This window comes from Streptomyces sp. NPDC050433 (assembly GCF_044458565.1).
GTDB lineage: Bacteria > Actinomycetota > Actinomycetes > Streptomycetales > Streptomycetaceae > Streptomyces.
Map to the genome: position 1 here is coordinate 444375 of NZ_JBITIB010000002.1, position 13083 is coordinate 457457.

10 protein-coding genes are annotated in these 13083 nt (G+C 71.4%); 7 read left to right on the forward strand and 3 right to left on the reverse strand.

Annotation, left to right across the window (positions count from 1 at the left end; genetic code table 11):
• Positions 1-191 precede the first annotated feature (191 nt).
• Positions 192-608 carry an SsgA family sporulation/cell division regulator gene (locus ACIBLA_RS04685; RefSeq protein ID WP_363244839.1) on the reverse strand — a complete coding sequence of 139 codons (417 nt, stop codon included), beginning with the start codon at positions 606-608 and terminating at the stop codon, positions 192-194.
• A 183-nt stretch (positions 609-791) separates the two neighbouring features.
• Between ACIBLA_RS04685 and ACIBLA_RS04690 the strand changes: the two genes are divergently transcribed.
• Both ACIBLA_RS04690 and ACIBLA_RS04695 read left to right on the forward strand, forming a co-directional pair.
• Positions 792-1487 (forward strand): endonuclease V, encoded by a 696-nt coding sequence (locus ACIBLA_RS04690; RefSeq protein WP_399197730.1) that lies wholly within the window; start codon positions 792-794, stop codon positions 1485-1487.
• An 81-nt stretch (positions 1488-1568) separates the two neighbouring features.
• Positions 1569-2426 carry an alpha/beta fold hydrolase gene (locus tag ACIBLA_RS04695; protein WP_399197731.1) on the forward strand — a complete coding sequence of 286 codons (858 nt, stop codon included), beginning with the start codon at positions 1569-1571 and terminating at the stop codon, positions 2424-2426.
• A 324-nt stretch (positions 2427-2750) separates the two neighbouring features.
• Here the strand turns inward: ACIBLA_RS04695 and ACIBLA_RS04700 are convergent, their stop codons facing one another.
• The gene (locus ACIBLA_RS04700; RefSeq protein ID WP_399197732.1) at positions 2751-3941 is read right to left on the reverse strand and encodes a saccharopine dehydrogenase family protein; all 1191 of its coding nucleotides are present in this window, start codon (positions 3939-3941) and stop codon (positions 2751-2753) included.
• A gap of 233 nt (positions 3942-4174) precedes the next feature.
• On the opposite strand from ACIBLA_RS04700, the gene ACIBLA_RS04705 reads away from it, so the two are divergent.
• Genes ACIBLA_RS04705 through ACIBLA_RS04715 form a run of 3 tightly spaced genes read left to right on the forward strand, consistent with a single transcriptional unit; the run spans position 4175 to position 8770 of the window.
• Positions 4175-5344 carry a CaiB/BaiF CoA-transferase family protein gene (locus ACIBLA_RS04705; protein ID WP_363244833.1) on the forward strand — a complete coding sequence of 390 codons (1170 nt, stop codon included), beginning with the start codon at positions 4175-4177 and terminating at the stop codon, positions 5342-5344.
• Positions 5341-6555, forward strand: a complete 1215-nt coding sequence (locus ACIBLA_RS04710) for an acetyl-CoA C-acetyltransferase (protein ID WP_363244832.1) — start codon at positions 5341-5343, stop codon at positions 6553-6555. The genes ACIBLA_RS04705 and ACIBLA_RS04710 overlap by 4 nt, the downstream gene beginning before the upstream one ends.
• A gap of 40 nt (positions 6556-6595) precedes the next feature.
• The gene (locus ACIBLA_RS04715) at positions 6596-8770 is read left to right on the forward strand and encodes a 3-hydroxyacyl-CoA dehydrogenase NAD-binding domain-containing protein (protein WP_399197733.1); all 2175 of its coding nucleotides are present in this window, start codon (positions 6596-6598) and stop codon (positions 8768-8770) included.
• A gap of 19 nt (positions 8771-8789) precedes the next feature.
• On the opposite strand, the gene ACIBLA_RS04720 is transcribed toward ACIBLA_RS04715, so the two are convergent.
• A complete protein-coding gene (locus ACIBLA_RS04720; RefSeq protein WP_363244829.1) occupies positions 8790-9554 on the reverse strand; it encodes a MerR family transcriptional regulator in 765 nt (254 codons plus the stop codon).
• 215 nt (positions 9555-9769) lie between these two features.
• Between ACIBLA_RS04720 and ACIBLA_RS04725 the strand changes: the two genes are divergently transcribed.
• Both ACIBLA_RS04725 and ACIBLA_RS04730 read left to right on the forward strand, forming a co-directional pair.
• The gene (locus ACIBLA_RS04725) at positions 9770-10642 is read left to right on the forward strand and encodes a putative protein N(5)-glutamine methyltransferase (RefSeq protein ID WP_363244828.1); all 873 of its coding nucleotides are present in this window, start codon (positions 9770-9772) and stop codon (positions 10640-10642) included.
• Between the two features lie 122 nt (positions 10643-10764).
• Entirely contained in the window at positions 10765-13029 is a 2265-nt protein-coding gene (locus ACIBLA_RS04730) for a glycosyl hydrolase (protein WP_363244827.1), read from the forward strand.
• Positions 13030-13083 lie beyond the last annotated feature (54 nt).

Genomic DNA, 13083 nt, shown 5'->3' on the forward strand with positions numbered 1-13083 from the left:
ACCGGCGGACGGCACCGGGAAAGGACGGCTCGACAGCCGAGGTCACACGCGGTGCGCGCGGGCAGAGGGCCGCGCCGCACGGTGTCTCAGGACCTCAGAAGATCAACGTCCCACTCCGTTCGGTGACAACAGGGCTGCTGAACACCGTACGAGGGCGCGGATGCGCGGGCAACGCGTTTTACGGCGGGGGCTCAGCAGGCGTCGCGCAGCAGTTCGGCGACGTCGTGGTCCAGATCGAGGTACAGATGCTCGCGGCCGACGGGAACGACGGTCTGCGAACGGTCCAGGAAACGCCGCACATCCGAGGTGCGGACATGGACCATCGCGACGCCCTCGGGGGCGTGGAACTCCAGGACCGTACGGTCGTAGCCGAACGGCCGCACCCGTACGTCACCGAGCCCGGCCGGCTCGTCCATCCCGACGGTCAGGAGTTCGCGCGAGAAGGCCCAGGCCACCTCGGTGCCCTCCAGCGTCGCCGTGGCCGGGAACGCCATCCGCACGGCGAACGGATCCTCGCCGTCGTAGCGCAGGGTCGCGGGAACGGTCTCCAGCTGCGGCGCCGAGGCGACCAGCCGGGCTTGCAGGGCCTGCTCGATGACGTTGGACAAGGCCAGCTCCCCTTATGCACGGCTCGGGCGGATGAGTGTCCTCCGCTACAGGGAAGGACGACGCAGCGCACTGAAGAGTGCTCGGCGAACGGCGTGACCTACGTCACCGTTTTCGTTACCGGCGGGTCGGGTGATCGGCGGCTCGCGATGAGGCCGGCGGACACGCCATAGTCTTGGCGCACCATGACGACGATCAGGACACCCGCCGACGAGGCCGAAGCCAGGGCGATCCAGGACGAGTTGCGCGAGCGCGTCGTGCTCGACGAGGCGGGGCCGGCCGCCGGGACCGGGTTGGTGACCGGGGTCGACGTCGCGTACGACGACGAGCGGGACATCGTCGCCGCCGCGGCCGTCGTCCTCGACGCGGCCACCCTCGCCGTCGTCGACGAGGCGACCGCCGTCGGCAGGGTCGCCTTTCCGTACGTACCGGGGCTGCTCGCCTTCCGGGAGGTCCCGACCGTCCTCGCCGCCCTCGACGGCCTGTCGTCGGACCCCGGACTGGTCGTCTGCGACGGCTACGGCCGCGCCCACCCGCGCCGCTTCGGGCTCGCCAGCCATCTCGGGGTGCTGACCGGGCTGCCCGTGATCGGTGTCGCCAAGAACCCGTTCACCTTCTCGTACGAGCAGCCCGGCGCCCGGCGTGGCGACTTCTCGCCGCTGCTGGCCGACGGCGGTGAGGAGGTGGGCCGGGCGCTGCGTACGCAGGACGGTGTGAAGCCCGTGTTCGTCTCGGTCGGGCACCGGACCGGCCTCGACACCGCCTGCGCGCACACCCTGCGGCTGTCCCCGGACTTCCGCATCCCGGAGACGACCCGCCGCGCCGACACGCTCTGCCGTCAGGCGCTGCGCGCGGCGACGCGGGACGCGCGCGGAAACTGATCCCGCGCGCAGCGATGAGTTTCGCGCGGTGCCCCGGTCTGCCCCTCTGAAAGCGGACAGCCATACGTAAGGGGCCACGCCATGACCGGCACAGCGGGCACGGTGACGTCGAAGGACGGCACATCGATCGCCTACCGTACGAGCGGCACGGGACCGGTCCTGATCCCGGTGACCGGCGCACTCGGCACCGGCACCGGCCCGCAGGACTCCGCCATCGGCGCGCCGCTGGCCACCGGGTTCACCGTCGTCGACTTCGACAGACGCGGACGGGGCCGCAGCGGGGACACCGAGCCCTACGCCGTGGCGCGCGAGGTGGAGGACATCGACGCGCTCATCGACGCGCACGGCGGACGGTCCGCCGTCTTCGGCTTCTCGTCCGGCGCCGCGCTCGCGCTGGCGGCGGCCGACGCGCTCGGCGCGAAGGTCAGCCAAGTCGCCGTGTACGAGCCGCCGTTCATCGTCGACGACAGCCGCCCGCCGCTGCCCGCCGACTATGTCGAGCGGATCAGGACCGCCGTGGCGGCGGGCCGCAGGGACCAGGCCGTGGGGCTGTTCCTGACCGACGCGGTCGGCATACCCGCCGAGTACGTCGACGCCATGAAGAACCAGCCCGCGGCCGGGACCGCGGAGGGCGAGATCCAGCCGCCGTCCTGGGCGGACATGGAGAAGATCGCCCACACCCTCGTGTACGACGGCCTCGTCATGGGCGACACGATGTCCGGCAACCCACTCCCGGCCGGTCTCTGGAGCGGCGTGAGCGCGCCGGTGCTGGTGATCTGCGGCGGTGAGAGCGAGCCCTTCATGCGGTCGGGTGCAAGGTCGGCCGCCGAGCTGCTGCCCCACGCCGAATACCGCGAACTGCCGGGCCAGAGCCACCAGTTCGACCCGGCGGCACTGGCGCCTCTGCTGCGCGATTTCCTCACCAGCCACATGACCTGAACCGACCGAACCGACCTGACCCACCGCGCACCGGGGGACGCCGACGGCGGGTCCCGTACGAGCGCGGCGGCCCGTGCTGGGGACGGGCCGCCGCGCTCTCCCGGTGCTCGGCTCTGCGATCGTCCCTGCCGTCCGTGGGCCGGACGGTCCATGAGCCCGAAACCGGCCCCGACGGCCACGGACACGATGTTCCCCACGGTCAGCTCCCCCCGACGTACGGCCGACGCCAGGCCACAGATTCCGTCGGGGGCGCCCTAGGGGGTGTCTTGCCGATCAGGCCGGATCAGGGAGCGGGGCCTGATCGACAAGACACCCCCTGGGGGATCAGCGTGAGTGCGCGACCCGGAACGTCATCCCGGCCGACCGCAGCCGGGCCAGCAGCGCGTCGCCCATCGCGGTGGCCGGGGTGACCTGGCCGGCCGTGGGGGGAAGGGGGTCGAACGCCAGGCTCAGCGCCGCCTCGGCGAGTATCTTCGCCGTCTCGTCGTAACCCGGATCACCGCCCGCGACCTCGGTGAACACCCTGCGCCCGCCGCCCTCGCCCACGAACCGCACCGTGAACCAACTGGCGCTCCTGCGCGCCTCGCTGGGCCCGGAGCCCGGTTCGAAACGGTTCATCAGCGCCCGCCGTACCGCCGGAACCTGCGCCAGCGCGACGCCCGTTCCCGCCGCCACCGTGCCGCCCAGGGCGACCGGCAGCGACTTGACCGCCGCAAAGTGCCGGTAGCGGAAGTCGGGGCCGTACCGGGGCAGTGCCGCCGCCGAGCGTGCCACCACCTGGGCGTCGAGCGTGGGCAGCGGCAGGGCCCAGGCGCCGGTCTCCTTGCTGAAGTGCGGCGTGCCCAGCGCCCCGACGGCCCGCCTGCCGACCAGCCGGGGCTCGTGCAGCCGCCGCTGCTTCGCGGCCTCCATGGTCTGCCGGCCACGGCTCACCGCGTTGAGGGCCGAGGCGAGGGTGCCGCCCGAGAAGAACGCGTTGGTGCGGACGAACCCGTCGATACGCAGCGGCACTTCGGCAGGCAGCTGCTGGACCGTGAAGTACGCGCCCAGGTCGTGCGGTACGGAGTCGAACCCGCAGGCGTGCACCAGCCGCGCCGCGGTCTGCCGCGCCCGGTCCTCGTACGCCAGATACATCCGGTCGACGAACTCCGGCTCGCCGCACAGATCCGCGTAGTCCGTCCCGGCCTCCGCGCACGCGGCGACCAGGTCCTCCCCGTGCCAGACGTACGGACCGACGGTCGTGGCGAGCACGCGGGTGGACTCGGCGAGCGCCCGCAGCGACGAGGGGTCGGAGGAGTCGGCGACCAGCAGCGGAAGGTCCGCGCAGCGCGGGGAGAGCATGGCCAGCCGGGTCCGCAGCTTCTCCAGCTTGGTCCGGTCGCGGCCGGCCACCGCCCAGCGGCAGCCCTCGGGCGCGGTCAGGGCGAGATATTCGGCCGTGAGCGTTCCGACGAAGCCGGTCGCCCCGAAGAGCACCACGTCGTACGGGCGTTCTGCCCCGTTCTGCCTGTTCATCGAGTCTCCGCCGTTCGAGCCGTGCCGCTGTCGGTGCCGTACCGGGGGCCGAGGCTAGTACCTGTCGCCCGCGGCGCCGGACCGGGGGAGCGCTGTCTTCGTGTGGAAGTCTGCGACCATTGACAGGAACAAGCGCTTGCTTGCCGAGCGGCCCCGTGGGCTTGTGCGGACTGGTGGGCGTTCCTAACATCACTGCTGTTACATCGTTGGTGTCACACCGCTGGGGGCTCACCATGACAGCGACAACGAACGGCCCGCTGGCCGGGGTGCGGGTGGTCGAGCTGGCCGGTATCGGGCCGGGCCCGTTCGCCGCCATGCAGCTGGCGGACCTCGGCGCCGATGTCGTACGCGTCGACCGGCCGGGCGGCGCCGGGCTCGGGATCGACCCCCGGTACGACCTCATGAACCGCAACAAACGCTCCGTACTCGTCGACCTCAAGGACGACGAAGGACCCGCCCGCGTCCTCGACCTCGTCGAGCGCGCCGACATCCTCATCGAGGGCTACCGCCCCGGCGTCGCCGAACGCCTCGGCATCGGCCCCGCCGAATGCCTCGCCCGCAACCCCCGCCTGGTGTATGGCCGGATGACCGGCTGGGGCCAGGACGGCCCGCTCGCCCAGCGCGCCGGGCACGACATCGACTACATCGCCGTCGCCGGCACTCTCTCCATGTTCGGTGAGGCCGACCGGCCGCCCACGGTCCCCGCCAATCTCGTCGGCGACTACGCGGGCGGCTCGCTCTACCTCGTCATCGGCGTCCTCGCCGCCCTCCAGCACGCCCGCACACCCGGCGGCACCGGCCAGGTCGTGGACGCGGCGATCGTCGACGGCGCCGCCCATCTGACCACGATGATCCACGCGATGTCGGCGGCCGGCGGCTGGCAGGACCGGCGCGGGGCGAACCTGCTGGACGGCGGAGCCCCCTTCTACGGCAACTACGAGACGGCCGACGGCGAGTACATGGCCGTCGGGGCGCTGGAGCAGCGCTTCTACAACGAGTTCATCGACCTGCTGGGCATCAAGGACGACGTACCCGCCCGGAAGGACTTCGCCCGCTGGGACGAGCTGAAGGCCGCGGTCACCGCCCGGTTCAAGGAGAAGACCCGCGCCGAGTGGACGGCCGTCTTCGAGGAGTCCGACGCCTGCGTGGCGCCCGTACTGTCGCTGCGCGAAGCGCCCGCCCACCCGCACCTCGTGGCCCGCGGCACCTTCACCGACCACGCGGGCATCACGCAGCCCGCCCCCGCGCCGCGCTTCTCGGCGACGCCCACCTCCGTACGGAGCGCGCCGGCGCTGCCGGGGGCGGACGCCGGGCGGATCGCCGAGGACTGGGACGTACCGAGCCTCCGCAGCGGCAGCGCGAACCCCACCACCCCCAACGACCCCGAAAGGCCGCCGTCTTGAGTACCGAAGCGTATGTGTACGACGCGATCCGCACCCCGCGTGGTCGCGGCAAGGCCAACGGTGCCCTGCACGGCACCAAGCCGATCGATCTCGTCGTCGGCCTGATCCACGAGATGCGCGACCGGTTCCCCGGCCTGGACCCGGCGGCGATCGACGACATCGTCCTCGGCGTCGTCAGCCCGCTCGGTGACCAGGGCTCCGACATCGCGCGGATCGCCGCCGTCGCCGCCGGGCTGCCGGACACCGTCGCCGGCGTCCAGGAGAACCGCTTCTGCGCCTCCGGCCTCGAAGCCGTCAACCTGGCCGCCGCCAAGATCCGTTCGGGCTGGGAGGACCTGATCCTGGCCGGTGGCGTCGAGTCGATGTCGCGCGTGCCGATGGGCTCCGACGGCGGCGCCTGGGCGATGGACCCGATGACCAGCTTCCGGGTGGGCTTCGCCCCCCAGGGCATCGGCGCCGACCTGATCGCCACCATCGGCGGTTACACGCGGCGCGACGTCGACGAGTTCGCCGCGCTGTCGCAGGAGCGCGCGGCGGCGGCCTGGAAGGACGGCCGGTTCGCCCGCTCCGTCGTCCCCGTCCGCGACGCCAACGGACTCACCGTCCTCGACCGCGACGAACATCTGCGCCCCGGCACCACCGCCGACTCGCTGGCCGCGCTCAAGCCCTCGTTCGCGCAGATCGGCGACCTCGGGGGATTCGACGCGGTGGCGCTCCAGAAGTACCACTGGGTCGAGAAGATCGACCACGTCCACCACGCGGGCAACTCCTCCGGCATCGTCGACGGCGCGTCCCTCGTCGCGATCGGCTCGCGCGAGACCGGCGAGCGGTACGGCATGACGCCGCGCGCCCGTATCGTCTCGGCCGCCGTGTCCGGCTCCGAGCCCACGATCATGCTCACGGGCCCAGCGCCCGCCAGCCGCAAGGCACTCGCCAAGGCCGGACTGACCATCGACGACATCGACCTCGTGGAAATCAACGAGGCGTTCGCCGCCGTCGTCCTGCGCTACGTCGCCGACATGGGGCTCTCCCTGGACAAGGTCAACGTCAACGGCGGGGCCATCGCGCTCGGCCATCCGCTCGGCGCCACCGGCGCGATGATCCTCGGCACCCTCGTGGACGAACTGGAGCGCCGGGACAAGCGGTACGGCCTCGTCACGCTCTGCGTCGGCGGCGGCATGGGTGTCGCCACGATCGTCGAACGCGTCTGACCTTCCGTCCTCTCCCCACGCATCTCTACGGAGCAGCAGCATGAGCGAGTCCACCACCATCCGCTGGGAGCAGGACGCGACAGGCGTCGTCACCCTCGTCCTCGACGACCCCGCCCAGTCGGCCAACACCATGAACCAGGGCTTCCGGACCTCGATCGCCGCGATCGCGGCACGCGCGGAGGCCGAGAAGGACAGTATCCGCGGCATCATCGTCACCTCCGCCAAGAAGACCTTCTTCGCCGGCGGCGACCTCAAGGACATGATCAAGCTCGGTCCGGGCGACGCCCAGCAGGCGTTCGACGCCGGCCTGGCCGTCAAGCGCGCCCTGCGCACCATCGAGACACTGGGCAAGCCTGTCGTCGCCGCCATCAACGGCGCAGCCCTGGGCGGCGGTTACGAGATCGCCCTGGCCTGCCACCACCGCGTCGCGCTCGACGCGCCCGGCTCGAAGATCGGCCTGCCCGAGGTCACCCTCGGCCTGCTGCCCGCGGGCGGCGGCGTCACCCGTACCGTACGGCTCCTCGGCATCTCCGACGCGCTCCTCAAGGTGCTGCTCCAGGGCACGCAGTACTCGCCGCGCCGCGCGCTGGACAGCGGCCTCGTCCATGAAGTCGCCGCCACCACCGAGGAGATGCTGGACAGGGCGCGCGCCTTCATCGACGCCCACCCCGAGTCCTGGCAGCCGTGGGACGTCAAGGGCTACAGGATCCCCGGCGGTACGCCGTCCAACCCGCGCTTCGCCGCCAACCTCCCCGCCTTCCCCGCCAACCTCCGGAAGCAGACCGGCGGCGCGCCCTACCCCGCCCCCCGCAACATCCTCGCCGCCGCCGTCGAGGGCTCGCAGGTCGACTTCGAGACCGCGCAGACCATCGAGGCCCGGTACTTCACCGAACTGGTCACCGGGCAGACCGCCAAGAACATGATCCAGGCGTTCTTCTTCGACCTCCAGGCGGTCAACTCGGGTGCCAGCCGTCCCCAGGGCACCGAGAAGCGCCCGGTGCGCAAGGTCGCCGTCCTCGGCGCCGGGATGATGGGAGCGGGAATCGCCTACTCCTGCGCCCGCGCCGGTATCGACGTCGTTCTCAAGGACGTCACGGCCGAGGCGGCGGCCAAGGGCAAGGCGTACTCGGAGAAGCTGCTGACCAAGGCGGTCGCGCGGGGCCGTAGGACCGAGGCCGAACGGGACGCGCTGCTCGCGCGGATCACCCCCACCGGCGAGGTGGCGGACCTCGCGGGCTGCGACGCCGTGATCGAGGCGGTCTTCGAGGACACGGCGCTCAAGCACAAGGTGTTCCAGGAGATCCAGGACGTGGTCGAGCCCGACGCGCTGCTGTGCTCCAACACCTCGACGCTGCCCATCACCGCCCTCGCCGAAGGAGTCGCCCGGCCCGCCGACTTCATCGGTCTGCACTTCTTCTCACCTGTCGACAAGATGCCGCTCGTGGAGATCATCAAGGGCGGGAAGACCGGCGACGAAGCACTCGCGCGCGCCTTCGACCTGGTACGGCAGATCAAGAAGACGCCGATCGTCGTCAACGACTCGCGTGGCTTCTTCACCTCGCGCGTCATCGGCCGCTTCATCAACGAGGGCGTCGCGATGGTCGCCGAGGGCGTCGAGCCCGCCTCCGTCGAGCAGGCGGCGGCGCAGGCCGGCTACCCCGCCAAGGTCCTCTCGCTGATGGACGAGCTGACCCTCACCCTGCCGCGCAAGATCCGGAACGAGACCCGGCGCGCGGTCGAGGAGGCGGGCGGCACCTGGATCCCGCACCCGGCGGACGTGGTCATCGACCGCATGGTGGAGGACTTCGGCCGCACCGGCCGCAGCGGCGGCGCGGGCTTCTACGACTACGCCGAGGACGGCAGCCGCGCCGGCCTCTGGCCGGGCCTGCGCGAGCACTTCACCAGGCCGGAGGTGGACGTGTCGTTCACCGACCTGAAGGAGCGCATGCTCTTCTCGGAGGCGCTGGACTCCGTGCGCTGCCTGGACGAGAACGTCCTGACGACGGTCGCCGACGCCAACATCGGCTCCATCATGGGCATTGGCTTTCCGGCCTGGACCGGTGGAGTGCTCCAGTACATCAACGGGTACGAGGGCGGCCTGCCGGGCTTCGTCGCGCGGGCGGGTGAGCTGGCCGCGACGTACGGGGAGCGCTTCGCGCCGCCCGCGTCGCTGGTGGCGAAGGCGGAGCGGGGCGAGACGTACCACGACGGCTGATCCCTTCGTGCGGGCCGCGTCACCCTTGCGTGAACGCGGCCCGCAACTCCTCCTTCAGCGACCGCTGGAAGGCCGTCACCAGCGCCTGCACGACCATCGGCTGCATATGGGCCGACAGCGACTTCATAGCGGCCACCCGCTCCGGGTCCGGCTCGCTCCCCTCGTACGGACTCCACACCTCGTCCCGGAAGAGCCGCGACAACTGGTGCGCGGCCGAGCGGGTGTGCTCCAGCAGGACCGTACGGGCGGCGAGGATCGTCTCGTGCGCGATCGGCACGTCCAGCAGCTCGACGCCGAGGCGCAGCAGCCCCGGATCGACCCGGTAGCGGCCGGGAGCCTCGGCACGCGCCAGGACGCCCATGGCCGCGAGCCGGTCGACGTCGTCCTCGGCCAGGGCGCGTCCCGCGCGCCGCTCCAGCTCCGCCCGCGTCGCGTCCTCCGCCGAGTCCGGCGCCCAGGTCGCCACCAGCGCCCGGTGGATCGCCAGGTCGTTCGCGCTCAGGTCCGGCGGCAGCTGCTCCAGATACCGCTCGATCGCCGCGAGGGTCATGCCCTGGTGCTGAAGCTCCTCGATGAGTGCGAGCCGGGCGAGATGGTCAGGGCCGTAGTGGCCGACCCGGCGCGGCCCGATCACCGGGGGCGGCAGCAGACCGCGGGTGCTGTAGAAGCGGATGGTGCGCACGGTGACACCGGCCCGCGCGGCCAGCTCGTCGACGGTGAGCGTCGGCTCCCCGGGCCCGGCCCCCGCCTCGGTCGCGCTCTCCCCTGCGGCCTCTGTGTCCATACCGACAGTATTGCTGTCTCACCACTACTGCGAAAGATGATCGAGGACCACGAGGGGCACCGGTGGGGTACTGTGACCGGCCTACGTACAGCACGACCGGAGGAGGTGGGACCCATTACCGCAGTGTCAGGCCGGGTGCTCCCCTCCCACGGCCGCGCGGTCCTTCCGACAGGCTGAGACCGCCGGAGCGCCCGTCAGCGCCCCGAAAGGTTTCCATGTCGGTAACACGCTCCTTGTCGTTCTCCTCCGCACTGCCCTCCCTCCCCGCCGTCGTCACCAGGCTCCGCGCCGCCGGCTGTGTCTTCGCCGAGGACGAGGCGCGGCTCCTGGTCTCCGCCGCGCGGACCCCCGCCGACCTCACCGACATGGTGAGCCGCCGCGCCGCCGGACTGCCCCTGGAACATGTCATCGGCTGGGCCGAGTTCTACGGCCTGCGGATCGCCGTCGACGCCGGGGTCTTCGTCCCCCGGCGCCGTACCGAATTCCTCGTACGGCAGGCGGCGGCCCTGGCCCACCAGGCCACCGCCGGACGGCCCGCCGTCGTCGTCGACCTGTGCTGCGGCTCCGGCGCGCTCGGTGCCGCGCTGCTCGCGACGGCGCACGGCCACGTCGAGCTGTACGCCTCCGACATCGACCCGGCCGCCGTCGCCTGCGCCCGCCGCAACATCGCCCCGGGCGGCACGGTCCTCGAAGGGGACCTCTTCGAGGCGCTGCCGGACGACCTTCGGAGCCGTATCGACATCCTTCTCGCCAACGTGCCGTACGTCCCCACCGAAGAGGTCGGACTCCTGCCGAGCGAGGCGCGCGACCACGAGCCGCTGGTGGCGCTCGACGGCGGCGCCGACGGGCTCGACGTCCTGCGGCGCGTGAGCGCCGAGGCGTCCCGCTGGCTGGCACCCGGCGGACATCTGCTGTTCGAGACCAGTGAGCGCCAGGTGCCGGACGCCGTCGGCACGGTCGGCGGCGACGGACTCGCACCACGGGTCGTGACGTCCGAGGAGTGGGACGCGACCGTCGTCGTAGCCCAGCACAGGGGCGGCCTTCCGGTTGTGTCCAGCCGTCAAGACTCGAACGCACAACGGCGTTGACCGACACACAACTGCCTTCTCTGTCAGGTCTATTGACACTTACGTTTCAGAAGTTTTACGTTCCTTTGCATCTGAGAGCGCTCTCGGACCCCCTTCCCCCCCATGACTTCGAGGTGCCGTCCATGCCCACCTCCCGCCCCGGACGACCGGCCTCGGTGCTGGTTCTGGTCACCGCCATGGCCGCCGTCGGACTCGGTCCCGCCGCCGGTCCCGCGTCGGCCGCGAACATCCCTGTCGGCTCCGGCAGTTACTCCGACACCCGCCCCGCCGGCACGTCGGGGCCGACGAACAACGTCGGCGCCCCGGTCACGCCCAAGCTGACCGAGGCGGCCAAGGACCGGCCGGTGCCCACCAACGACTGGTGGACCTCGCTCGCCTATCAGCGGTACGGCGACAACCCGTACTCCACCCCGATGTACGGCCACCCGCTCACCTACCAGGCCACCGCCGGCGGACTGGAGGTCGGCTATCCCACGACCCCCGCCATCGTGGGTGACGGCCGGCAGTACGAGTACGCGCACAAGGCCGATCTCACCCTCGGCCTGTCCGGCCTCAACTCCCCGGACACCAAGGCCGACGACTGGTCCGACTGGACCGTCACGCCCTACTGGTCCGACGGCACCCGCACGCTGCGGACCACCATCGGCCACGGCATGCCCTACGTGTACGCCAAGGGCTCCGGCGGCGACGCCAGCATCACCACCGCCGCCGCACCGACCGTCTTCGCCGACGACGGCAACGTCCTCGGCATCACCGTCTCCGGCCACCACTACGCGCTCTTCGCGCCGACCGGCAGCGACTGGTCGGTCTCGGGCTCCACCCTCACGGCCGGACTCGGCGCGAAGGACTACTTCTCGCTCGCGCTCCTGCCGTCCGAGGACGCGCTCGCGACGTACACCAAGTACGCCTTCAGCTTCGTCACCGGCTCCACGACGAGCTGGAACGCCGGGGGCGGCGACGTCGAGGCGACGTACACCCTCACCACCGAGCCGCAGGAGGGCACCGAGACGGGCACCCTCCAGGCCCTCTACCGGCACCAGTGGCTCAACACCACCGACCAACTCACCCCGTACACCTACGTGTCACCGCGCGGCACGATGAAGGTGCGCGAGTCCACGTCCTTCACCACCCGCCAGAAGGCGTCCGGTGTCCTGCCCGCACTGCCCAAGTCGAACGGGGTCGACGCGGCGGCGCTCAAGGCGCAGTTGGACGACGTGGTGAACGCCGGCGACCCGTTCTCGGGCGCGACCGACACCTACTGGACGGGCAAGGCGCTCGGCCGGCTCGCCCAACTGGCCCCGATCGCCGACCAGATCGGCGAGAGCGCGACCCGCGACAGAATCGTGGACCTGCTGAAGGGCCGTCTTGAGGAGTGGTTCACGGCGGGTGGCGCCAGTGAGTTCAGCTACGACGACGACTGGAAGACGCTGACCGGATACCCGGCGTCGTACGGCAGCGACACCGAACTCAACGACCACCACTTCCACTACAGCTACTACGTCTACGCGGCGGCGATCGTCGCCCAGTACGACCAGGCGTGGGCGGCGGAGTCCGCCTGGGGCGGGATGGTCGAGACGCTGGTACGGGACGCGGCCAACCCGAGCCGTACGGACAGCGACTTCCCGTTCCTGCGCGGCTTCGACGTGTACGCGGGCCACAGCTGGGCCTCCGGCCACCAGGGCTTCGCCGCGGGCAACAACCAGGAGTCGTCGTCGGAGTCCATCAACCTCAGTGCCGGACTGGTCCTCTGGGGTTCGGCGACGGGCAACGACGAACTGCGCGAGCTGGGTTCGTATCTGCTGGCCACCGAGTCCGAGGCGATCGGCCAGTACTGGTTCGACGCCGACCAGGAGGTCTTCCCGGCGGACTTCGCACGCGGCACGGTCGGCATGGTGTGGGGCAGCGGCGGTGCGTACTCCACCTGGTGGACCGCCAACCCCGAGGAGATCCACGGCATCAACGTCCTTCCCGTGACCGGGGGTTCACTCCACCTGGGCCGTGAGAAGGAGGCCATCGGCCGCAACATCGCCGAGATGGAGAAGGAGAACGGCGGGCCCGCCGTCGAATGGCGCGACATCCTCTGGGAGTTCGAGGCCATCGCCGACCCGGCGGCGGCGAAGGCCAAATGGGACGCGGGCCAGGCGGCGCTGTCCCCGGAGGCGGGCGAGTCCAAGGCCCACGTCCACCACTGGATCGGCACCCTCGACGCGGTCGGCGCCCCCGACCCGACGGTGACCGGGTCGATCCCCACCTCGGCCGTCTTCACGAAGGGCGGGGTGAGCACGTACACGGCGCACAACTTCGCGTCGACGGAGCGGACGGTCACGTTCTCGGACGGTACGACGCTCACGGTGCCCGCCCGCTCCACGGCGAGCAGCACGGGCTGATCCCCGAACCGCCGTCCCCCGACCGCGGCGGGTCTCCGGCCTGATCGGAACGAC

Excerpts from the sequence above, each read along its gene's own strand:
- ACIBLA_RS04690 (WP_399197730.1), top strand. The coding sequence starts at position 792 with ATGACGACGATCAGGACACCCGCCGACGAGGCCGAAGCCAGGGCGATC.
- ACIBLA_RS04695 (WP_399197731.1), top strand. The coding sequence starts at position 1,569 with ATGACCGGCACAGCGGGCACGGTGACGTCGAAGGACGGCACATCGATC.
- ACIBLA_RS04700 (WP_399197732.1), bottom strand. The coding sequence starts at position 3,941 with ATGAACAGGCAGAACGGGGCAGAACGCCCGTACGACGTGGTGCTCTTC.
- ACIBLA_RS04705 (WP_363244833.1), top strand. The coding sequence starts at position 4,175 with ATGACAGCGACAACGAACGGCCCGCTGGCCGGGGTGCGGGTGGTCGAG.
- ACIBLA_RS04715 (WP_399197733.1), top strand. The coding sequence starts at position 6,596 with ATGAGCGAGTCCACCACCATCCGCTGGGAGCAGGACGCGACAGGCGTC.
- ACIBLA_RS04720 (WP_363244829.1), bottom strand. The coding sequence starts at position 9,554 with ATGGACACAGAGGCCGCAGGGGAGAGCGCGACCGAGGCGGGGGCCGGG.
- ACIBLA_RS04725 (WP_363244828.1), top strand. The coding sequence starts at position 9,770 with ATGTCGGTAACACGCTCCTTGTCGTTCTCCTCCGCACTGCCCTCCCTC.
- ACIBLA_RS04730 (WP_363244827.1), top strand. The coding sequence starts at position 10,765 with ATGCCCACCTCCCGCCCCGGACGACCGGCCTCGGTGCTGGTTCTGGTC.